Source organism: Pseudoalteromonas sp. GB43, from assembly GCF_054923805.1.
Genome location: NZ_JBPCHJ010000003.1, coordinates 256,564 through 278,390, shown reverse-complemented (window position 1 = coordinate 278,390; position 21,827 = coordinate 256,564). Strand labels below are relative to the sequence as shown.

Here is a 21,827-nt window from a genome sequence, read left to right as displayed (position 1 = left end):
CTAAATATGCGTTAGCAAACTTTAATGCAACTGGTGATACATCAGGAGTTAGCTTTAAGGAACTTAATGATTGAAATTTAGATAATTTTAAATCAGCACAAGTTTCTAGTCGAGAATTTAGTATTCCTGACTTTACTAACATCACCCCTGAAGCAATGGAAGATCTGAATAAGATGAGGGATGCACTTTTAATTGCAGGTAAAGATAGCGAGGCAGAAACACTAACAAATACAATTGCTTCTATTACTTCAGATGAGCAAACTAAAAATGGGTATGAATCAAGTGTATCTAAGGAGCATGAAAGCCAAGTAATTAATAACGCAATTCACTCAGAAGGTGTTTCTAGTAAAGCGAAGGAGTTTGCCTCGAACGCCCTTTATGGCACAAGCGATACTCCAAGAAATCTTTCTCATGATGACATGAGAGATCTACTTACAATAAACAACTTACTAAGCACAGCTCCAGAAGCACAAAGAACATTAAGTGAAGCGATCACAACTGCCTTCACACCGAATTATAGTGATGCCGGTACTAAAGAAGCAAATCCACCTGTAAACAGCCTTAATTCAAGCGAAGCCTCAGTGCCGCAACAGTCTGTAAATGAAAGTGATTATGATAAGAGCTCTGTCACACAACAGAACGCACTGAGCGTAACACCAAAAAGCTTATCAGTTGATAATAACCGTGGTGAAGAAATAGAAGAAACCCCTATCAAGCCAAGTGAGGTAAATAGTGGGGTTAACAGTACTGGTAAAGATGAAAGCGGGAATGTTCTATCTAAAGAGTCATCGATTGCAGGCAATGATTCAAGGGATCGTATTGATACCTACCAATATTCTGGCACAAAAGATGATTCTTATCCGAATACTACAGATTCAGGTCGTTCTTTAGTGGGCACACAATCAGAAAACCTTCAGGCTTCAGTAAGTAATGGCGGCACATTAAATAGTGAGGTTGGTTCTACTGGCAGTACCACTAGTCCAGGGTTGCAAAGCAGCCCTGCGAGTACAGACCAATCAGAAAGCCTTAAGGCATCGGCAAGTACTGGCAGTAAGTTAAATAGTGAGAATAGTTCGACTGATCGCAATGCTAGTCCAGAGTTGCAAAGCAGCCTTGTGAGTCCAGACCAATCAGAAAGCCTTCAGGCATCGGCAAGTACTGGCGGTAAGTTAAATAGTGAGAATGGTTCGACTGATCGCAATGCTAGTCCAGAGTTGCAAAGCAGCCTTGTGAGTCCAGACCAATCAGAAAGCCTTCAGGCATCGGCAAGTGGTGGCGGTACGTTAAATAGTGAGAATGGTTCGACTGATCGCAATGCTAGTCCAGAGTTGCAAAGCAGCCTTGTAAGTCCAGACCAATCAGAAAACCTTCAGGCATCGGTAAATACTGGCGGTACGTTAAATAGTGAGAGCGGTTTAAGTGACCGCACAGCTAGTCCTGAGTTGCAAAGCAGTCCTGTGAGTCTAGACCAATCAGAAAGCCTTCAGGCATCGGTAAATACTGGCGGTACGTTAAATAGTGAGAGCGGTTTAAGTGACCGCACAGCTAGTCCAGAGTTGCAAAGCAGTCCTGTGAGTCCAGACCAATCAGAAAACCTTCAGGCATCGGCAAGTGGTGGTTCTATTGTTGCTGAGCCTAGTCTAAAACCTGACACAAGCGGTGATAATGTGCAGACTCAATCACAGTTAATTGCTTCTAATTCTTCTCAGAAAGGTGAGTCTTTTGAACAATCTAACTCAGATGAAAGTTCAGTTGTGAACAACTCTAGTTCTGAGAACCTAAGTTTTAATGAAACAAACGCTGGTGAAGCAGCGATGGTTAGCAATAGAGAAAATTCATTTGAAGAGAGAAACCCTTCTGGCCTACATCCTGTAGCTGGTGGTGAAGTCACTAGGACCGAGTCACAAGAGGTTGGATTAAGGCAAGTTATTGATAATACAGAAATGAGCAATGATGCATTATTAAAAGCGGAAAATATCTTGTCTCTAGGTACAAATTCCAATTTGAGCTCATTTACAAAGGAAGAAAAAGCAGAGCTATTAGATTTGGCTGACAATCTAGAGGCAAATAATTACATAGCTGAATCATTACGAATCAAAAGAACGTTGGAGAGCTAACATTGACGATGACATTAGAGCAAGAATCAGCAGCTAACGATGTTAATAATCACTCTTTGATTCTTGCTACAGCAGGTAGTGGTAAAACAAAAACATTAATTGAAAAAGTAAAAAACGTACTAAAAAAATCATATGACAGGAAGGTTATTCTCGTTACATTTACAAATGCGGCCGTCAACGAAATGCAAGAAAGGTTGGAAATAGCTCTTCCACAATCATCAATAAATAGAGTTTCTGTAACTACATTTCACAGGCAGTTTCTTAACCAAACAAAGAAACTCATGCAAGGTAAGCTACTAATTGGAGCAACATACTTCAACTTTATTGATAGGTTGAAGAATTACATCGAAAATGAGCACCTACTACCGGAGTTAAAAGTAACATTCAATGACATTACGAGCATTTTGAATGATCAGCCATTAGATGAAAAAAAAGGGTTTGATAAAGACGCTGTTAAGCTAGTTAAAGAATGTTATCAAGAGTTAAAGATAAAGAACCACCTTTATGACTTAGATGACGCAACCAGGCGCGCGGTAGAAGGAACTTTAAGTGGGGAAATACCGCTATTAAATTGTACAGACCTAATGATTGATGAGTTTCAAGACACAGATTTACTACAATATGAGTGGATTGCCCTGCAGGGGCGCGGAGGGATTAATCTAACACCTGTTGGAGATGATGATCAAAGTATCTACTCATGGAGAGGCGCTAGAAGTTATGAAACAATGCTTAAGTTTAAAGATGAATTTAAACCCAATATTCATATGCTTGCAAAGTGTTTTAGATGTAGACCTGAAATAATAGATGCCAGTAAAAATCTAATAGAATTTAATAAAGATAGAATTCCCAAAGGTATGGTTTCGGGGAAGGAAATTGGTGGCACTGTTAAAACATACATACATAAATTTAAAAAAAGTATGCTGTTAACATTTTTGGAGAACTACAGTAAATATGATGGTGAGTGGGCGATCCTAAGCAGAACTAATGTTGCATTGGACTCAATAGAAGAGTTTCTGATAGAACATGAAGTAGCGTATTCAAGAAACAATCAAACAAGTATTTTTAAAACAAGCGCTGGTGATTTTGTAATTAAACTGTGTTCTTATCTTTTAAATAAGTTTGCACACTACCATTTGTCAGAAGTTTTAGGGTACTTAAAAGAGGATGAGAACCTAATTCCTTTAATTTCTGAAAGTATCAAGAGTAATTCTGATATTGAGTCATATCTAAATAATTATGGTCAATCAATTAATGGAACGGCTTTTGAAATGTTCTATTCAAATTATTATTTATTTGAAAATACTCATGATTCTAAAGAGATAAACACCAGAATTGATTTGTTGATTGATTTCATCATAGAGCGCCGCTCAAAAGGCGACAAGCTGAATAAATGCGCTGTTGAAACATTACTTCTTGAAGGGCTCAAGACCAAAACAGGCTCTTGGTTCGAAAGAATTAAGCTTTACTCAGATAAAATTAAAGAGCAAAACAGCAAATCTGAAATTGATAAATCAGTAGTAACTTTAACCACATACCATGGCTCTAAAGGCCTAGAGTGGACTAATGTGGCTATTTTTGATGTTATCCATGAAACAATGCCAAATATGCAGTCACCAATCGATGAGGAAAGACGTTTGCTGTTTGTTGGGATGACACGCGCTGAGCAACGGTTATTTATTCATAGCTACTTAAATAAGGCTGATATTGATGATTTAAAGGATGTGGGTGAATTGGCACTATTCAAAAAAGATTACGAATATAGCCTGCCAATAACATCAGATATTAATGATGTTTGTTTTCCAAGCGAGTTTATCGAAGAGATTTACTACACTAACGATTAATCAAATGTTGTTTGACTTATTTCTGGAAATTTAATCTTTTGTATTGTTGACTAAAAATTTATAAGCAATTATATTGATTATAACCCTAAAGGTTCAGCCTTTAGGGTTAATCAATCAACACAGACTATCAACGTCACAACCACTCCTCTGAGTCATTATCGGAATACAAATTTCCAATAATGATTTCTCAATCCACTTTACCTTTTAGGTCTTTGATTTTTGCACTATGCATAATTATGCCTATTGGTATTTAAAGTGGCTTCTAGCTGTTGAAGTTAAATCTCAGCGTTAATACCTTCTTGGTATTAAGACGGTTGAAGTGATTCTTTCACAAATACCTAACCAATTCCTATACGGGATACTCTTCTGTATAGGAATCGAAATCTCATTCGATGCGACCGCTATACAGATCTACTTATTTTTAGTTCTGCGTTTTCGGTCAAATGCATTGGAGGAGATTATGGATATCATTCTTATATTACTGGCGTGCACATATGTTGCAATCAAAATTCACAGCATTATCGTTAAGCCAATTCTATCAATAGCTAGTTCAAGCTGGGGTTAATTTGAATAAACTAATTCCAACCTACTCGGGCTACAACAATCACAATCAGTTAAAGATTCAGAGTGTATATTGCATTGTATATGACAGGTTAACGTTAAAAGTTTTAGCAACAGCTGAAACACATAACGATGTTAGTCAAATAGCAACTGAGATATTCAACAAAGACAAAGTATTCGCTGTTCCCGGTGAAATTAGGTTTTCAGATGAGAGTATTTCACATAGTAATATTCTTGGAATGAACCTTGTTAATTTTGAATTCTTTGTTGAAGCAAATATGAGTCATCCACTGATTAAATCAACTTTCACAGGCGAGCATTAGCTCCCTGTGAATTTCCTTACTGGTTATACCTATGCAGCTTGAAGCAGGATGCTTAGGTATAACCAATAAGGAGAAACCTATGTTTGAAGATTCCGCTTTTCATATTTTCGACAAATCAACATCAACACTTACATTATTCACGGGTGAGATAAAACAGATTGATGTTAATCATTTAGACAAACCAGACTACCTATCAGCTGTAAAGCAAAAGGCCATTTCTAGTGGCTTAATTGGCGAAAGCGATTTTGTATGTGAATGGGATGTTTAACAGATAGTAGGGTAAACCTTACTCTCTGAATGGGCTTTATATATTAGAGTTTATTCAAAGGGTTACGGTGAATATTGCCGTTATTTTTGATTAAGTCGCGCGATATTTTCTTTATGTAATTATATCTACATCAGTTGTGATGATTTTATAACTTTATAAAAGGCTTATATATGCGTACTGCAAAAGATAATTCAGCAAGGCTTGGTGGTAGAGTCGCGAGTCTTGATATTAGAAATGGTCAAGATGGGTATTTTGGTACTGTGACAATTGCTTGTGATGACGGCTACTTTAAGAAGTCAAACGAACCTAACGGACAAAGTGAGTGGGTTGACAGAACTTACTTTTTTGATGTCAAAGTGGATAGTCGGTTTTTAAAGAATTTTAAACCAGCTATTGAAGTAGGGGACGAAGTAACTTTAAGAGGAAAACTTGTTCAAGAAAAGTGGACTGATAATGGTGGGCAAAACCGCTCTTCAACAAAGATTAAAGCTATCGAGCTAATTCAACATCTTAGAAAAGTTGAAGTGGAATGTTTAAAAGCCTCTGGCTTAATTGGCAATCAGAACCAACAAAATGGTCACCCACAACAAAATAGTTCTTCAAACTACCAAAGTGCGCCTCAGCATCATAGTCAACAGCAAAATAATGCACAAAACTATCAGCGCAGCCAGCAAGACCAGAGCGCACCAATACACTATCCGCAATCGCAGGGCGGTTTTGCTCCTAAACCTCAACCAGGAGGGTATGGCGGTAGTCAACAATAACAAGCTAGATAAGGTTTCCTAGCCTAGGAATTTGCATGACAAGGATGTTACTTTTGTTTTTTCTAATATTCATAATACCTTTTCGCTTCTCGCGAATAACTCTGCTATGGCAGTTAAAGTTGAATATTAGTTACGCACTCTCAACATCAAGTTGAAAAGCAAAAATCTATTTTGTGAGTGCACACCAAGCAACTTCGTTGCTTGTCTTAATCTCTGAGGGTTTAACCTTCACAGGTTAGTCCTTCAGCTTTTTAACTTGGAGGAGCTTATGAATAACAAGTCAATCGGCGCATATCTACGTCGTCGTGAGCGCAAATTAATTAAACGAGCAAAACGTAATAGATTTAACAAGTTAGCTATTCGCGCAAGCCGTTTATATCAAGAGTCAAACCGCGTTTTCCACGGTTAACTTCTAACTCAACCTATCTACCAACCCAGCAAGGGAATTTTCCCTTGCTGGGGATGTTCCCTTTAAAAATCTCTTTGGAGGAGAACATCATGGCTAGACCAAAAAAGGCCATAACCAAAGCTCAAATAAATGCAGAACTTGAAAGAAAGAAGCAGTTTAAACCGAAGCGAAAAACTGATCACTTTCTGTCAGTAAATGCAGAATATACGTGCCATTCGTTAGACGAAGATATCATAACAGCTCACCGAGTTGGTAAAGTTGCTCTTGGGCAGGATGTATTTTTTAGTTTAATGGATGATTGTTTGGATGCTGCAAGAGGTGAATATTACATTCATTGGTCAGACGAGAACATTAAGGCGTTATGGGAAAGTATTTTGTATCGTTCACTTGGTATGCTTCGATATGCTAAAGCGAATTCAGAGATACTAAACGACGAACTTGAATGGATTTGCTCTGCAAATTTTGATTATGTATGCCAGTCTCTAGATTTAGATGCTTGTTTAATTAGAATTGCAGTACCACAGATCTTACAACAGTATAATCAACTTAATGAAATACTTGTAACTAACAAATACGCTAAAGCTCTTTGTGAATACAAGCACTTCATCTTAAATGGTAGCAATTGCTCATCGTCTAACTCTCATCTTTATAGTGACTTAGAAGGACCAGACATCCCTCCTTGGCATGATCTAAAGTTTTAGGAGTTGATAATGGAAATTTATCCTACTCATGAGTCTTATACTTGGATTCTACTTGATGATAATGTTACTGAGCGAAAACTGCTATTAGGTCAGAGTGATGAAGGCTATCACTTTGGTCATATTGATGGTTGGCCAGACTCAGTTGAAGTTTGGAATTCTACCAGTTATGCAACTGAGGAATTAGCAGCAGAGGCTCAAGTGAATTTTATGCTAGACCTTGCAGTTGAGGATGAAACAGAAGCAGCATTTGAATATTGTTCTGTTCTAGACTTACCAAACCTTCATCTTTATGAAAAAAGTTATATAGACTTTTTAGAAGTACCATTTTAAATATTAAGAAATCAAACCCATCAAGGGACACTACACCCTTGACGGGATAAGTGTCCCTCAAAAATCTATTTGGAGGAGACACAATATGAATACTCAAGCACAATCAAACGTATCTACAATTAAACCTGCAACTAAAATTGATTATAACGAAATGATAGAAGTTGATGCTCATGAGCGTTTTCCTGAAATCTTCGACCCTAATCAATACAAGATTAAAATTCGTAAACACCGCCACCCAAATTGTCAAAAAGCTGACATGCATTATACGCCTGATGAAGCAACTCTTCGTAAAGCGTTAGCATGGTGGCTTGCGCCCGCTCAACCGAAGCCTCTTGGCTTGGTGGGTGAAACAGGTACAGGTAAAACGGAGTTATTACTATTCATTGCAGATCGCTTTAATGAGCCTGTTTTTATTGAAAAAGTAACCGTAGCCATGAGTGGTGAGCGTTTAGAGGGTGGTTATGAATTAATTGTTGATGGAAAAGGTCATAATGTCACTCGCAAGCGATACAGCCAAGCTGCATGCGGATACAAATACGGTGGTTTAGTTATCTTAGATGAAGTGGATAAAGCTAATGAAGATTTATCAACATCGCTTCATTTGTTTGTTGAAGGCAAGCCTTGGACACTTAGTGTTTTCGGTGAAACCATAAACAAACATGCTAACTGTCGAATAGCTGCTACAGCAAATACTACCGGTGGTGGGGATAGTGATAGGTATATTACTTCACAGCGTTTAGACCAAGCATTACGTTCGCGTTTTGGTTGGTTAAAAACTAAATATCCAAGCAAAGCAGTTGAGTTGGAAATTTTGGAAAAGAATTTTCCGAAACTAACATTGTCGATTCGCAAGCTTATGGTACAAACAGCTGACTCTTTAAGAACAGCTGCATTAGGTAAAGATCACGATGGCAACATCGATAATGGATTAGGGTGTGTTTTTTCAACACGAACTTTAGTCCACTGGGGTTTTTACATGATGACATTTGGTGCCAATCGTTCTCCATATGAGTCATTTGAATTTTCGTTCTTAGGTTCCATTGATAATGATGAAATTGAAGAGGTTATTTCTGTTGTTCAACGAGTATGGGGTGATGAAATTAATAAACCACTTGGCGAGTTAATTCAAAAAAAGTAACTACCTCAAACACTAACACATCTTCTAACTCGGCTAACTTAAAAGTTGAGAGAGGGGACACAGTGTTTGAGTGCTTTGAAGTTGAAAATGGTCGTTTTATTGGTTTTAGCTACCAACCATCAAATGGTAAATACCTCCGTATTGAAGGGGGTAAAGACCCACTTAAAATTGACGATGTAAGAGACATTAAAGCTATGAGTATGTCTGAGTTAATTCAGGCAACCGATAAGATTGATTACATTAGGAACGGCAATCCTTATTTTCTTATTCATTCGGATGAGAAAATGAAGAGCTGTGACTTTGTAAACTGTCGAGCTCAAGTTATGTTCAATGCTCAAGGTAACCTGAAATGTAATAACCCGTTTGATGTTTATCATCATGCCGGTGAAGGTAAATTTTGGGCTGTAACATCATTCCAAAATACGACATATGTGTTGTTCAAAAATGATAATACTGAATGGAAATGGGTTTTTATGTCTGTAAACGGTGAGAGAAATGCTCTTGCCAAAAATAAAGAACAAAGAGGTTATTCACTTATTGGAATAGGCCACTTTAATCAAAATACATGGGATATTGAAGTGATGTAACAAATCGCAGGTCCTATTAATCAACCAACCCTTTGGGGAGTACTTTCCCCAACAGGGAAGTCTCCCCTTTTTTTATCAAATTGGAGGAGACAACATGTCTTTATCAAACGAAGCAATCGCAAACGGCAAAGAGTTAGCAGAACAAAACACTTCACTTAAAAATGGAGCATGTTTGTTAGGCTGGCAATTAAGATCGCCATGTGGTGAATCAACTTTACCGAACGCAAAGATAGAACTAGATGGTCAGAAAGTATCATCTAATCAAATCAAGGGGAGTAAATTACAGTGGTTTCCTAGAAGCAAGCTGAAGCTTACAACGAAGTACAACAACCGGCTTACACGAACTTTTAATAGTTATGGTGTTAAGTATGGAGACTTTACGGTTGTCCCAACGACCAGGTTAGATGAGCTTAAGTCAGAGCTTGATGGAATAAAGCGTGATTGGCAAGATGAAGTATCAGTATTAATTGCTGAATATGATATTTCAGTTAATCAACATATGGCTGAAAATTCAGATATCGCTGCACTGATCTATAAATACGCTTTATCTCAGGTTGAGTTCCAATCAAAATTCAAACTGTCGTTTACAAAGCCTTTGGCTATGAAAGCGCTTTTTGATGATGATGAAGACGATATCAAAAACGATGTTGCAGAAACTCTTTGGCAAGAAATCGCTAAAGAAGCAGGCAGTGTATATAAAACAAACTGGTTTAAAGACAAAACGCCAGTTAATCGCGTAAGCCAAAAAGTACGTTCACCATTTAGAAGAATGATGAATAAACTTATTGATTTATCATTTGTAGATAATGGTATTGAAAACGTGGTTAGTACAATACAGGAGGTTTTAAATAACTTACCTTCTAGTGGCTACATTGAAGGTCATTCATTTTCAGAGTTAACCAACTGGTTACTCGTAATGAGTAATGAAGACACACTTCGCCTTCATGCTGAAGGAAAACCTCAATATAGTGCAACACCAGAGCCGGAAGTAATTACACATGAGGATACCGACGTAGCGAGCCTTTTCGTTTCAGGTAAATCTAGTGAAACTGCTTCTGAGAGTTCAATCATTTTAGAAACAGCTGATCAAGAAAATTCATTTGAATTTGACCGAGCGCCTAAAGAAGAAACCGTTTTTTTCGAGCCCGCTGAGCGTAACAACTCTTTAGGTGATTTTGGATTTAATTGGTAACAAATTAAGGAAGGAATCTAGCTTCCTTTAATTCTAAACCCACAGGGGATACTCACCCCTTGTGGGTGTATCCCCCTCTTAAACATTTCTGGAGGAGATGCAAATGAATAAATCAAAACTATTAAAACGATTTAGAATGCTTTCAAGAGTAATGAGTAACCGTGGTGACATTACGATTAACTTAACTGGTAACAGATGCTATACAGATTACAACAGCATTACTTTACCCGTAGGTGATTCTTGAAAACCCCGATTATCTCGAACTTTTGGAAGGCGCTATTGATCATGAAGTAGGACATCTACGATGGACCGATAGAACATGGACAGCTAAGTCGTATGAAAAAGGGGTATTTTTCAATGCTATTAGAAATGGCATTGAGGATATTCGTATGGAAAGAATGGTTTGTCTGGAGTGGCCGGGCGCCATCTTAAATTTATCTAAGATGGTTACTCAAGGTATTAAAAAGGGATGGTTCAGTAAACCAACTGATAGCTTCCCACCTTCATTACTGCTGCAAGCTGTAGTTGTATATTATGGTCGATATAAAATTAACAACCAAGTACAACTAAAGGAGTTCTGTGAAATTGCATTAGCTTTATTAACTGATTGTATTGGCCAAAAACCAGTACAAGATTTAATTTTGTTATTGGATACGATACCAACGCTTCAATCTAACCAACATAGTTATGAACTTACAGAACAGATCATTCAATTACTTAAGAAAATAGAGTTTAAACCGGGCGATAGCCAAGGTCAAAACTCAAATGTTAGCCAGCAAGTTATTAATTTTGTAAATGAATGCCTAAATGCCGATGAAAGTCAGCTCATGGCGGATTTACATGAACAAGTTAATAACGAGCTAGAGAAAATGGCTGATGAAGTAAGATCAAGTAATGATATGGAGCAACTAATTGACTTCAATGCTCCTTTAATATCAAAAAATGATCGCGGCACAGTTGGTACTGCAGAGCTAAACCTAGCTAAGAGACTTTCAACACCTATAAATCGAGAACTCCATAAAATAATTTATGAGTTACACCGAAAAAGTGTGAATTTTTCTAAGCAAGGTAGAACTGTTGAGGCAAATAGACTTGCTGGAGTAAAAGCTGGTAATTTTAATGTTTTTAAATCAGAAAGAATTACTAAAGCTCCAACAATGGCGATATCAGTTCTCGTAGACAGGTCTAGTTCAATGAGTGCTGATGATATGAATGGTGTTAATACTTCTGCGCTTGCAATTAACTTAGCAATAGATAAGTTGAAAGGCGTAAATAGTGAATGCATATATTTCAGTGCCGGTTACCTATATGAAGCAAAGTGTTTTAAATCAACAACTAAAGCCGTTAAAGATAACTTTAGAGTCAGTAGTAGAGGCGGAACACATACAGGGTTAAGTCTTTATTCTGTAATTCGTAGGCTGTCACTTCGTGTCGAGCAAAAGAAAGTTGTTTTTATCATTACTGATGGTCAAGCAAGCGATCTAAAGTATTTAGAAAAGTCGATTGAAATGTCGGAACTTCTAGGTATTCAAATTGTATGCATTGGTATAAATACAGGAATGCTTTATGGCTTTGAGAATCAGGAATTACTCAACATTCAAACCGTTGAAGAGTTACCCTCGATTCTAAAACAAGTAATTAAAAATAAATTAATTGCTTAACCAAGTAATGCGCCCTTTTGGACGCATTTTAAAGCAAACACAATGTTTTAAAATGCGGCTATAAGCTGAACAATCATCATGTGAATAAGTCTTAACTTGATCTGCCAGATTTGATTTATAGAGTTGAATTAAAACTGACAGTGAATAGCCAATAAAGGCCTCTGGCAAACTCATTTTGACTGGCAACTAACAAAACTAAACGGACGCTGACAGCTACTTCTAAGTAGCTAGTATTCACCTTCAACTCTAATTTAAATAGCTAAGCTGATTCCAGTTCATAACACTGCTGTTTAAGCCAACGACCTAATTTCATAATATCAGGTTGCCTAGCTCGTGTTTCCTTATAGACAAAATAGAAGTTATCTCCGGTATTAAGCTCGTGCATAGGTATGCGCACAAGACTTTGCTGGCGATCCTGATCATCCATCATGTAATTATTAATGAGGGTAATTCCCAAATTATATCGAGCCGCTTCAGCGGCAAGTAAGACATGACTAAATTGATTAATTTTGACGTCTTTGGGTAATTCAAATTTACCACTCATACACCAACGTAACCAGTCGTCACCAAGACTTTCATTTGTATCTGAGTATTGTACTGATAATAACGGGTGTTGCCATAATGAATCAGGTAGAGGCTTATTTCTTAACTGCTGCCAAAGCTTTTTTCCACACACGGGATAAAGTTTTTCAGTAAACATGAATTGATTGACAAAGTTACGTTCCGGTGGATTCACTGAAATAAAACAATCCGCAAATTGGTCATTATAATCTGGTTGATCCCCGACCATATTTAAAGTTATTTCTATTTCTGGGTGCTGATTTCTAAAATCTTCTAACTTCGGTATCAACCAGTTCACCGCCACAGAGCTATATAAAGCCAAACGAAGATTGCCTGATTTCCCGTGACGTATCATTTGACTGGCATTTGATAGATTTCCTAATGAGTTAGTCACTTCTTCAAAGTAACGTTCCCCGACCTTAGTCAAGGAAAAAGAACGCCCCTGTCGGTTAAACAGAGTTCCACCCAAATAGTCTTCGAGTAATCGAACTTGGTGACTAACCGCACTTTGAGTCACATTGAGGTGCTCAGCAGCTTTGGAAAAGCTATTAAGTCGCGCAACAGCTTCAAAGCATTGCAGGGCACGTAAAGGAGGCAACTTCATTATAAATTTAGCTCATACTAAAAAAATTTTAAACATTATACATCATATAAGGTATGGAATACGCTAATCATATAACCGTTTTACAAACGTAACTCTATTAATTCAGTTCCATTGACATTTTCTAGAATGTAGCAGGAGTAATGAAATGCCCAAAATAACTGTCGGACTCGCGATGACATTACTTATCATCGGAAATATAATTGGTGTTTTTTCTGACGCTTTGATAAAAACTCTGCCAGCAGATACTGCCATATACCAATTTGTATTATTTCGTCAATTGACCGCAGTGCTGATTCTACTTCCATTTTGTCTACTCAGTAATAAACAAAGCCTCTTCGCTGGCCTCAAATGGCACTTTATACGTGGCCACATTTGGTTATTAGGGACAATATTTATGGTATTCGCTCTGGGCGCTCTGCCGTTAGCTACCGTAAATGCTATTTTCTATACAGCGCCTTTGCTTATGCTGCCGTTAGCCATGATATTGTTTCAGGAAAAGCTGACTAGCCACTCAATTGCTGCTGCTGTTTTGGGCTTTATCGGCGTACTTATCGTGGTCAAACCAACACAAATTAATTGGGCAGCGATTGCCGCCCTTGTCGTCGCATTGACTATGGCTGTAAATAATTTATTGGTTCGTAAATTACCTCAGCATCATAATGTGTTCCAAACTTTAATGCTCACCAACCTAGTAGGTATCCCAGCCGCACTTGGGTTGGCGTTATGGGAAGGCAAACCTTGGGACTGGACTCCAATGTTAACGGCAACAGGCTCCAACACTTTTATCCTAATTTATGCTGGTATATGTGTATTGGTATATAGAGCAATCGAAGCCAGTAAAATTTCCAGTGCCGAATACACTGGTTTATTAGGTGCTGTAGTTGTAGGGGTGCTGTGGTTCGATGAAATACCGGACCTGAGCTTGGCTATAGGATCTTCTTTAATTATTATTCCGCTGATTTGGTTAGCCAAGATAGAAGCAAAGATAAAGCAAACAAGTAAAATAATATAAATGGTAAAGTTAATCTAACTTTCCAACGTGACCGCGTTTGGGAACGAGCGTTTAACTGCACTCCCATATGGGATAAATAATAACTAGTTAATTTTTGGAATATTATGACTGAAAATAATTTGATATTTTGTGACTATAGTAACTCTTATTTAGAAGACTGTCTTTGGGCTGGATATCGATCCTAAAATAAACCGTGCTCATATCACTTAGATTGTGACTTCTCCACGGGTGCAGGCTAATGGCATCGGAACGGCAATGATGTCTTACGCTAAGAAAATGGCAAAGGACAGTGACATGAAAGTTATAGATATCGCCGCCAGTCATCTTTCAGCTCCTTTCTTCGAAAAATTTGGGGCAAAGACAATTATAGAAATCTGTGTGATTCATAGAGATCGTTTCAATTTTGCGATCTCTAAATCCCTTCTGTAATTGGATAATTGAACACGTTCATTATGCGCTTGATAAAACCCCTCAATTTCATCTGAAAATGGCGTTTGTTCACTAACTTCAAAATACCTTTCTATCGGCGTTTTTCCATTGTGAGCACTATGTGGTCTCTCCCAATTGTAATAGTGCTGCCACTCAGAAAGTTGCTCGTGAATATCTTCAGATTCCAAATCAACAGTTGCATAAAACTCAGCTTTATCTGTTTTTTGAGAGCGTTCAACTTTGCCATTAAGGTGCGGTGAAGCTGGCTTATTTGGTCGGAATTTTATCTTGTATCTCATTAATAACTTTTGCACTTTTTCAGCAAAAAATTCTGTACCTCGGTCTGTCTAAAATCGCTGTATAGGGAATAGCATTTCTTCAATTACAGACTCTACAAAGTCAATGGTATTAGTGGCACTACGTCGCTTATAAAGCCTTAACACTCGATAGCGTGTACAGTCATCAATAGCTGTGTACTGGTATAAATTAGGGGCTATTTTACAGGTGTCCATTTGAACTCTTTCGCCAGGAATAGGCTTAGAGTATCTTTTGAAGTCAAGCTTTCTACGATAAATAACTATAGGGTCAACTTGGTGCTTTTTAAGCACTTTATGAATAGTAGCTAGCCCTAACTTAATTTGCTCATTTCTAAGCAACTCACTTTGGATTCTTCGAGCGCCTAAGTTTCTAGATTTTCTTAAGACTAAAATCTTAGCTTCCAATTCTGGAGACATTTTTTGATTTGGTGAACTGTGGGGGCTTTTACTCAAACTTTTAAGGCCATCAAGACCTTGCTCTTGATTCCTAGACCACCACTTTCGTAATGTTGGTCTAGATATTCCACAACGCAGACAAACCAAACCTGCGTTGTTTGTTTCTTGATAAAGCTTTATCCACTTAAGTCTTTGTTGAATTTCATCGTTCATAACATCCAAGTATAGAAAGGATGTCTATGAATCACACACACACTACTACATATAAGCCAAATTGATTTTCTGCATTTATCATTAATTTAATGATGGCACCTTGCTATCAAATTTACCGTAAGGTAATTAATTTTGATAAAGCATAAAAGCTACTCAAATCCTTGTATTTGTGTAGAACAAGTACCGACGTCTCGTTGTTACTTTGGGTTTAACCCTAGACTTATCATAAGCTAGTTCAGCTTGCTTGTGTTCAACAAACTTAAATCAACCCATAGGGGATTATTATCCTCTGGGTAATTGTCTCCGCTTAATGTTTCTTTGGAGGAGACAATGACTATTTCTAACTTAAAACTAAATGAAGAAACTGGTAAATATATAATCACGTCAGAGCTTAGCTCTGATGAAATTATTGAAACAGCCAAGAAGCTTCTAAACAATAGGCTGAGACGAGGTGCTATTTTTAAGAGCCCTACCCAAGTCACAGATTATCTAGAGGTCCATTTAAAGGGATTGGAGCATGAGGTCTTTTACATGCTTTATCTTGATAACCAAAATAGACTTATAGACAAAGAAATACTGTTTACCGGAACGATAAATGCTGCAAGTGTTTATCCTCGGGAGATTGTAAAAAGTGTACTAAAAAAGAATGCATCTTCTGTCATTTTAGCGCACAACCACCCATCAGGTATTGCCGAACCATCGCAAGCAGACAAGCTAATAACCACTAAGATCCAACATGCACTCAATCATATTGATGTACAAGTGTTAGATCACATCATTATTGGCGAAAATATTGTCTCTTTTGCTGAGCGCGGTCTTATCTAACTCAAATTAAAACCATTCCTTGTGGGGATACTTCCCATAAGGGGCGTATCCCCTTTTTTGTACTCTTTGGAGGAGATACGTATGAATAATTCAATTAAAAAGGCAATTATGCCAATCCCATCGTCAATACCTAACACTGAAGTGAGAGAGGTACATATTGGCGGTAAAACGATTCTTTCATTACGTGCTAAGTGGGGACCTTTATTTGAAGGTCAACAACGAGCTCAAGCTCAAGGCTAAACGTATGAGTTAGCCTTAGGGCTAACTCTTCTTTTTATTCGAGGCGACCACCTAAAGCGCCTTGTATTCAGGACGCTTTAGGGTCGTCTTGAGGAATAGGAGAGTTGTAATGATTGAATCAAAAATAGATAAAGTACTTGCTTTAGTTAAGTCAAATGGCGGGTGGTCTTCTGTCTACTCAGCCTACCCAGGACTTAATGAAGCAGTTTCAAAATCAAATAACCACGGTGGTTCACCACAAGTACCATGCCCAAAAACTGGAAACGGAAGAACTAAGTTTCGCCTTTTCCGAGATTGGGTTGATACCGGTGGTGCATACCATAACGATGTAGGTGCTTTACCCGGTGGAATAGATGTAATTGCGTTTATGGAGAGTTGCTCAAAAAGCCACGCTTTAAACAAAATAATCGATATCTGTGGTGGTGACTTATCAAGCATCTCGCGCGAATACGTTAAAAATGTGAAAGCTTCACAGCCAAAAGGTATTAACGATGATGAAAAAGCAAAACGAGTTGCAAAACTTGAGAAGCTATTTCAACACGCTATTCCTGCAGCTCATGATCAATCTGGTCGGATACAAGCTTACTTGAACAGCCGTGGACTTAAAACTGATGCGAAAACTTTACCGTATACACTTGGGTATGCTGATGAGCTTTGGTGGGGAGATGGTCAGTCTAAACCTAAGAAACTTCATGGTTTACTAGGTTCAATGACTGATCCAGATGGTAATCGGATCACGATTCATCGAATTTTCCTTAACAAGCAAGGCTTAAAAGCAGATGTACCTAATGCGAAGATGTTAATGCCTCCGCCCAGCTATATTGGTGGATGTTCAATTAAAATTGACTCACCAGTAACTGAAGGTGATAACACCTTTATTGGCGTATGTGAGGGAATTGAAACTGCATTAGCTGTTCGTGAGGCTACAGGTTGTCCTATGTGGTCATGCTATTCGGACACATTACTAAAAATGGTAAAAATTCCAGATAGTGTGACTTCAGTATTAATTTTTGCTGATAAGGATGCATCTGGAGCAGGTCAAGAAAAAGCAGAAGCATTAGCTGCGAGGCTACGTAGAGAAGGAAAGTTTGTTGATATTTATATGCCACCTTTAGATATACCTAATGGCAGCAAAAGTATGGACTGGCTGGACACCTACAACTTAGCAGGCCCTAGTGCTTTTTCATTTCGCTTACCTGTTGACATCTCTGTTAATACTGGAGGTGTCAAATGATTAGCGTTTCTGGTCAAGTTTACAATGACACAAATGGAACACTATTACAGACTTTAGAGCTGAATAGTGTTGCCCCTACATCTAACTGTAAATCAGGTTTTTGTGGGGCGTGTCGCATCAAATTACTAAAGGGCAATGTCGAATATATCGATGAACCAATTGGCTTTACAAATGAAGGTGAGATATTACCTTGCGTTTGTAAGCCAAAAGGTGACATTGAGGTTGAAGTAACCTTTTAGATTTTTACAACCAACCCATGCGGGGAGCCCCCCGCTTGGGAAGCTCCCCCTTTCTTTGGAGGAGCAATGAGTAAACATCATATTGAAATGGCAAAAGCTGGTGGTTCTCAGCTACGTCATTTCGCAGCATACCGTAATGGATACTATCCAGATATGGTTATCAGACACTTCATAGCAAAAACTACTCACTTTTTATTAATTGAAAAATATAGAAAGACTGTAGATTTGCTTGTGATACACAATGTGACAATCGCAAATGCCTGTGAAACGGCAGAATTGCTATTTGAAGCATAAACAACCCTTGGGGGATTACTCCCTCAAGGGTGTGAACCCTCAAATTTACTTTGAGGAGATTCAAATGAATTGCTTATGAAAAACAAAATGCTAAATAAGATCATGGTTGAACTAATCTTATTAGCAACAATTGTTGGCTATATTCCAGAGCTCTCTGTTAGTGGTTTTGCGGATATGTTTGGCCGTGTGGTTTCGACAACAAAACATGCTACGAAATTCAAATTCAAGGACTTATAAAGCTAGTCATTGCTTTTGTTTGTATGTTGGCATCTGTTGTGATAGGTTTCTATATAACTTTCCTAAATGGTTCCGAGGAGGACGATCAAGATGAATGAAATCCAAGCTATTGGTTTGACCTTTTTCATTTTTGGTAATGTAGTTTTTTTCGGTAGTTATTTATGGATGCACCACCGAATAAGCAAAAAATAAAATAAGAAAAGACCGTTAATCGGTCTTTTTTTTTGTCAAAATTTGAAGAGAGGAGCTACTGCGCCTAGAACAATAACCAGTAAGGGGTAGACGCGAAGCTCTTCTATATTGCTGAAAATAGAAAAATTTCAATCAATTCCAAGTGTGTGAGTAGAATAAAGATTCATACCAAGTATTAAACTATCATCCTAAAATGGCAGCGATTGCATCGGTACGCTGCCATTTCTAAAACGTTTTTGCCCCATTGTGTGCTAGTACACTTTTTCTTTGCACTTTACGAATGCTTTTTCTAATCGTTGTGGTGTCTTGTAATGTGAGAGTTTACAAGAATATCGACGTGAGCTTAGCCCTCAGTCCTCCATGAATTGTTAGATAGTGTTTCTAGTCACCATTCACTAACCTATTGACTAATATCGACTAAAATATGAGTTGTTGTTACACTGGAATAAACTTAGATAGCTCACTGGAGAACACATGAAAGATTATATGAATCAACTCGATCAAGAGACTAGGAAAGTAGATTTTGATTCATTTGATATATCTGTTAAAGAGTTGATTTCTATGGCGAATGAATCAATTATCAACATTGCTCCTGAGTACCAAAGGCAATTTCGTTGGCCCGAAGATAACCAGTCTAAACTTGTAGAATCTGTTTTATTGGGAATACCTATTCCTAACTTGTTCATGGCTGCAAATAGAGATGGATCTTGGGAGTTAATAGATGGCGTACAAAGGCTTAACTCATTGATTCATTTTTGTGGGACCCCAGAGCAAATAGAAAGTTTTGGGCTGGATAAGCCTCTTAAACTTAAGGGGCTAGATATCCTGTCTGAGTTCAATGGAGCAACGTTTAATGATCTGCCTCATTCACTTCGTTTGAAGTTCAGTTTACGTCCGCTTAAGGTAACAACACTAAGCGATAAAAGTAATCTAAAAGTACGATTCGACCTCTTTGAGAGATTGAATACTGGTGGAATCAAATTAACTCCTCAAGAAATTCGAGCTTGTGTATTTAGAGGGCAATTTAATGATTTTATCATTGAACTTGCAAAAAATGATGACTTCAACAAAGTTGTTAATGTGTCATCAACTAAAGCGAAAGACGGTACCAGAGAAGAGCTTGTTTTGAAGTTTTTGGCTTACAAAACAAAACGTGATGATTTTAAACACAGTGTAGAGATATTTCTAAATGACTTTATGGCCGATGCATCGGTACATTTTAACTATAAGAAGTATAGAGAGCTGTTTGAAAAAACATTTGAATCACTAAGAGCTGTCTTACCTAATGGAATTAAACGCGGCAATAAAGGAAGTACACCACAAGTGCTTTTTGAAGCCATTGCTATTGGAGCTGCCGATGCTATTGAAGAAGGAGTTGATATTAGCGGATCAAATGTAGCCAACTGGATTGATGATGAAGAGTTACGCCGCTTGACAACTGGAGCCACAAATTCAGGGCATCGCTTACGCGAAAGAGTCGAGTATTGTCGAGTTAGGTTTGTAGATAATGTTTAATGATATTGATGCTGGTGTTATGAATCGCTTGAGGCAACTAGATTCAATACTAGAGTATTTGTCAGATGAGGCACTGACTGAAGAAACTAAAAATTCAGACTTCTATCGTGCTCAGAAAGGCTTGGTGTTTGTTGCAATGTATGCAGCACTTGAGTTCGCAATTACACAATCAGTCACACGAGCATTAGAAGTTATTGGGCAAGAAGAAGCTCCTGCCAATCATTTTAAAAGTGCGGTATTGTGCTCGCTGTTTGATTCTCATTTTAAAGCTCTTCGAGAGTGCGGAGCCTCCAAAGTGTGGGAAAATCGTCATAAACTTGTTCTCGCAGTAACAAGTGATACTGAAGTGACTAATGTTGACAGTTCTGTTTTTCCATCAGGTGGCTCAATGAATATTTCTATTAAACAGCTAGAGAACGTGTGGAATTTTTTTGATTTAGAACGCTCACCACTGCCAGAAGGTGTGCAGCACTTTGTCTTAACCGAAGTCAAGGATCACCGTAACGCGATAGCTCATGGTAGAGAGACCGCAATTACTATAGGGCGAAGGTTTAACGTTACGCAGTTAGATAATAAAGCACGCAGTATAAAGCTTTTATGTCTTCACATTACTTCTTCGTTTGCCTCTTATTGTGCTGAAAAACGATATTTTGTTGCGGATACTGTGGCATAAAAAGCAACTGCTTTGCCATACCAGTAGTTATTCATGGATTGCTAATGCTCGATTTTTCGAAATTCATTTCTTTCCAAATCCTAATCAGTAATACATCCACTATCCTCATAGTGACTTTTAAATAGGAGGTCACTATGAAACCAGAACTAAACCACAATGCTACTGGTGTGAAACGTCCTTTCAAGCTTGAAGAGATTTGGCGTATTCGCACTCGAATTGAAATTCAAAACAACTTGATGCAATTAGCTTTACTGAATTTGGCTATAGATAGCAAGCTAAGAATCATGTGACTTACTCTCTTTAAAAGTTCGAGACGTCACTACTCTCGATCAAGTATTTGAAAGGGTTCAATTAACGCAGAAGAAAACTGGGATCGAAGTTCAATTTGAGATAACTCCGAGAACACAACAAAGTATTATCCATTGGATTCAAGAAGTTAAATTGCAACCCAGTGATTATTTGTTTCGGAGTATACGTCGCTCTAATCAACCAATAAGCTATTCATATTACAGGTCTATCATCAGGAGCTGGGCTGAGCAATTAGGACTTGATTGCGACTTGGGGACAAGAAAACCTTCGATGATAAAAACGCCATATCGATTGCACAACCTCTCTGCGAAGCAATAATGTCGATGACCGCTCGTACCCGTTTATCCTCAGGGCGCGATGAAAGCGCAGGACTATAGACTAGCCCTACCGCTTTATTTACTGTTTTCCACACTTTGTCGATATCGACGTCAGTAAATAGATGCTGAGAAATGGATCCCAATTCTTTGCTAGTAAGCGGCAGAGTATTAATTCCATCACTCCTGGCTTGACGTAAGGCTTTGAGAAATTGTTGGTTTTTCCTATCTTCAGGCTCTAAATAGATGACTACAATCTGATTGTCCTGTGCCAAAACCTTGTGAGGGACATCTTCGAAAATCACAATACATTGTCCGGTGTGAATACTTT

General features: G+C 38.0%; 24 protein-coding genes and 2 pseudogenes. 23 read left to right on the top strand and 3 right to left on the bottom strand.

The features are described 5' to 3' along the window. Window positions 1–173 precede the first annotated feature (173 nt). The 12 genes from ACRWSG_RS23385 to ACRWSG_RS23330 all read left to right on the top strand — a co-directional run bounded on the left by ACRWSG_RS23385 (window position 174) and on the right by ACRWSG_RS23330 (window position 11,892). Window positions 174–2,117, top strand: a complete 1,944-nt coding sequence (locus tag ACRWSG_RS23385) for a hypothetical protein (RefSeq protein ID WP_462167695.1) — start codon at window positions 174–176, stop codon at window positions 2,115–2,117. 8 nt (window positions 2,118–2,125) lie between these two features. Further along, on the top strand, window positions 2,126–3,958 hold the full coding sequence (locus ACRWSG_RS23380; RefSeq protein ID WP_285222127.1) for a UvrD-helicase domain-containing protein: 1,833 nt from the start codon (window positions 2,126–2,128) through the stop codon (window positions 3,956–3,958). Between the two features lie 566 nt (window positions 3,959–4,524). Beyond that, entirely contained in the window at window positions 4,525–4,842 is a 318-nt protein-coding gene (locus ACRWSG_RS23375) for a hypothetical protein (protein WP_462167694.1), read from the top strand. A gap of 79 nt (window positions 4,843–4,921) precedes the next feature. Continuing rightward, on the top strand, window positions 4,922–5,110 hold the full coding sequence (locus ACRWSG_RS23370; RefSeq protein WP_199528639.1) for a hypothetical protein: 189 nt from the start codon (window positions 4,922–4,924) through the stop codon (window positions 5,108–5,110). Window positions 5,111–5,280: 170 nt separating this feature from the next. Continuing rightward, on the top strand, window positions 5,281–5,874 hold the full coding sequence (locus ACRWSG_RS23365; protein WP_036973818.1) for a single-stranded DNA-binding protein: 594 nt from the start codon (window positions 5,281–5,283) through the stop codon (window positions 5,872–5,874). Window positions 5,875–6,142: 268 nt separating this feature from the next. Continuing rightward, window positions 6,143–6,283, top strand: a complete 141-nt coding sequence (locus ACRWSG_RS23360; RefSeq protein WP_462167693.1) for a hypothetical protein — start codon at window positions 6,143–6,145, stop codon at window positions 6,281–6,283. Between the two features lie 89 nt (window positions 6,284–6,372). Beyond that, complete coding sequence (locus tag ACRWSG_RS23355) at window positions 6,373–6,984, top strand: hypothetical protein (protein WP_036973819.1); 612 nt, start codon at window positions 6,373–6,375, stop codon at window positions 6,982–6,984. Window positions 6,985–6,993: 9 nt separating this feature from the next. Beyond that, window positions 6,994–7,314 (top strand): hypothetical protein, encoded by a 321-nt coding sequence (locus tag ACRWSG_RS23350; protein ID WP_138600923.1) that lies wholly within the window; start codon window positions 6,994–6,996, stop codon window positions 7,312–7,314. Between the two features lie 85 nt (window positions 7,315–7,399). Next, window positions 7,400–8,452: an AAA family ATPase gene (locus ACRWSG_RS23345; RefSeq protein ID WP_285222126.1), complete on the top strand. Its 1,053-nt coding sequence runs from the start codon at window positions 7,400–7,402 to the stop codon at window positions 8,450–8,452. Between the two features lie 62 nt (window positions 8,453–8,514). Further along, window positions 8,515–9,039 (top strand): hypothetical protein, encoded by a 525-nt coding sequence (locus tag ACRWSG_RS23340; RefSeq protein ID WP_235404592.1) that lies wholly within the window; start codon window positions 8,515–8,517, stop codon window positions 9,037–9,039. A 94-nt stretch (window positions 9,040–9,133) separates the two neighbouring features. Continuing rightward, complete coding sequence (locus tag ACRWSG_RS23335; protein ID WP_235404590.1) at window positions 9,134–10,231, top strand: DUF3150 domain-containing protein; 1,098 nt, start codon at window positions 9,134–9,136, stop codon at window positions 10,229–10,231. 233 nt (window positions 10,232–10,464) lie between these two features. Next, on the top strand, window positions 10,465–11,892 hold the full coding sequence (locus ACRWSG_RS23330; protein WP_462167692.1) for a VWA domain-containing protein: 1,428 nt from the start codon (window positions 10,465–10,467) through the stop codon (window positions 11,890–11,892). 259 nt (window positions 11,893–12,151) lie between these two features. Here ACRWSG_RS23330 and ACRWSG_RS23325 read toward each other — a convergent pair whose 3' ends face one another. After that, window positions 12,152–13,057, bottom strand: a complete 906-nt coding sequence (locus ACRWSG_RS23325; RefSeq protein ID WP_055022412.1) for a LysR substrate-binding domain-containing protein — start codon at window positions 13,055–13,057, stop codon at window positions 12,152–12,154. A 145-nt stretch (window positions 13,058–13,202) separates the two neighbouring features. Here ACRWSG_RS23325 and ACRWSG_RS23320 point away from each other — a divergent pair, with 145 nt between their 5' ends. Both ACRWSG_RS23320 and ACRWSG_RS23315 read left to right on the top strand, forming a co-directional pair. Then, complete coding sequence (locus tag ACRWSG_RS23320; RefSeq protein WP_055022413.1) at window positions 13,203–14,069, top strand: DMT family transporter; 867 nt, start codon at window positions 13,203–13,205, stop codon at window positions 14,067–14,069. Window positions 14,070–14,282: 213 nt separating this feature from the next. Continuing rightward, window positions 14,283–14,498, top strand: coding sequence for a GNAT family N-acetyltransferase (locus ACRWSG_RS23315; protein ID WP_171040401.1), 216 nt, complete (start codon window positions 14,283–14,285; stop codon window positions 14,496–14,498). Here ACRWSG_RS23315 and ACRWSG_RS23310 read toward each other — a convergent pair. After that, a pseudogene (locus tag ACRWSG_RS23310) lies at window positions 14,453–15,424 on the bottom strand (IS481 family transposase). The gene ACRWSG_RS23315 and the pseudogene ACRWSG_RS23310 sit on opposite strands and share 46 nt — an antisense overlap. A 330-nt stretch (window positions 15,425–15,754) precedes the next feature. Between ACRWSG_RS23310 and radC the strand changes: the two are divergent. The 9 genes and pseudogenes from radC to ACRWSG_RS23265 all read left to right on the top strand — a co-directional run. After that, window positions 15,755–16,249, top strand: coding sequence for a RadC family protein (gene radC / locus ACRWSG_RS23305; protein ID WP_138557223.1), 495 nt, complete (start codon window positions 15,755–15,757; stop codon window positions 16,247–16,249). An 81-nt stretch (window positions 16,250–16,330) separates the two neighbouring features. Then, window positions 16,331–16,489, top strand: a complete 159-nt coding sequence (locus ACRWSG_RS23300) for a hypothetical protein (RefSeq protein WP_162898094.1) — start codon at window positions 16,331–16,333, stop codon at window positions 16,487–16,489. Window positions 16,490–16,598: 109 nt separating this feature from the next. Beyond that, window positions 16,599–17,723, top strand: coding sequence for a toprim domain-containing protein (locus ACRWSG_RS23295; protein WP_138600911.1), 1,125 nt, complete (start codon window positions 16,599–16,601; stop codon window positions 17,721–17,723). Continuing rightward, window positions 17,720–17,962, top strand: a complete 243-nt coding sequence (gene yfaE / locus ACRWSG_RS23290; RefSeq protein WP_036973826.1) for a class I ribonucleotide reductase maintenance protein YfaE — start codon at window positions 17,720–17,722, stop codon at window positions 17,960–17,962. The genes ACRWSG_RS23295 and yfaE overlap by 4 nt, the downstream gene beginning before the upstream one ends. Before the next feature lie 66 nt (window positions 17,963–18,028). Beyond that, complete coding sequence (locus ACRWSG_RS23285; RefSeq protein ID WP_036973827.1) at window positions 18,029–18,256, top strand: hypothetical protein; 228 nt, start codon at window positions 18,029–18,031, stop codon at window positions 18,254–18,256. A gap of 87 nt (window positions 18,257–18,343) precedes the next feature. Beyond that, window positions 18,344–18,493 (top strand): hypothetical protein, encoded by a 150-nt coding sequence (locus ACRWSG_RS23280; protein ID WP_161805764.1) that lies wholly within the window; start codon window positions 18,344–18,346, stop codon window positions 18,491–18,493. 666 nt (window positions 18,494–19,159) lie between these two features. Next, the gene (locus ACRWSG_RS23275) at window positions 19,160–20,200 is read left to right on the top strand and encodes a GmrSD restriction endonuclease domain-containing protein (RefSeq protein ID WP_462167691.1); all 1,041 of its coding nucleotides are present in this window, start codon (window positions 19,160–19,162) and stop codon (window positions 20,198–20,200) included. Next, complete coding sequence (locus tag ACRWSG_RS23270; protein ID WP_036973829.1) at window positions 20,193–20,873, top strand: hypothetical protein; 681 nt, start codon at window positions 20,193–20,195, stop codon at window positions 20,871–20,873. Before ACRWSG_RS23275 ends, ACRWSG_RS23270 begins: the two co-directional genes overlap by 8 nt. Before the next feature lie 134 nt (window positions 20,874–21,007). Next, window positions 21,008–21,434 (top strand): annotated as a pseudogene (locus ACRWSG_RS23265) (tyrosine-type recombinase/integrase); the annotation flags it as partial. On the opposite strand, the gene ACRWSG_RS23260 reads toward ACRWSG_RS23265, so the two are convergent. After that, window positions 21,394–21,801, bottom strand: a complete 408-nt coding sequence (locus ACRWSG_RS23260; RefSeq protein ID WP_462167713.1) for a hypothetical protein — start codon at window positions 21,799–21,801, stop codon at window positions 21,394–21,396. The pseudogene ACRWSG_RS23265 and the gene ACRWSG_RS23260 sit on opposite strands and share 41 nt — an antisense overlap. Window positions 21,802–21,827: the final 26 nt, after the last annotated feature.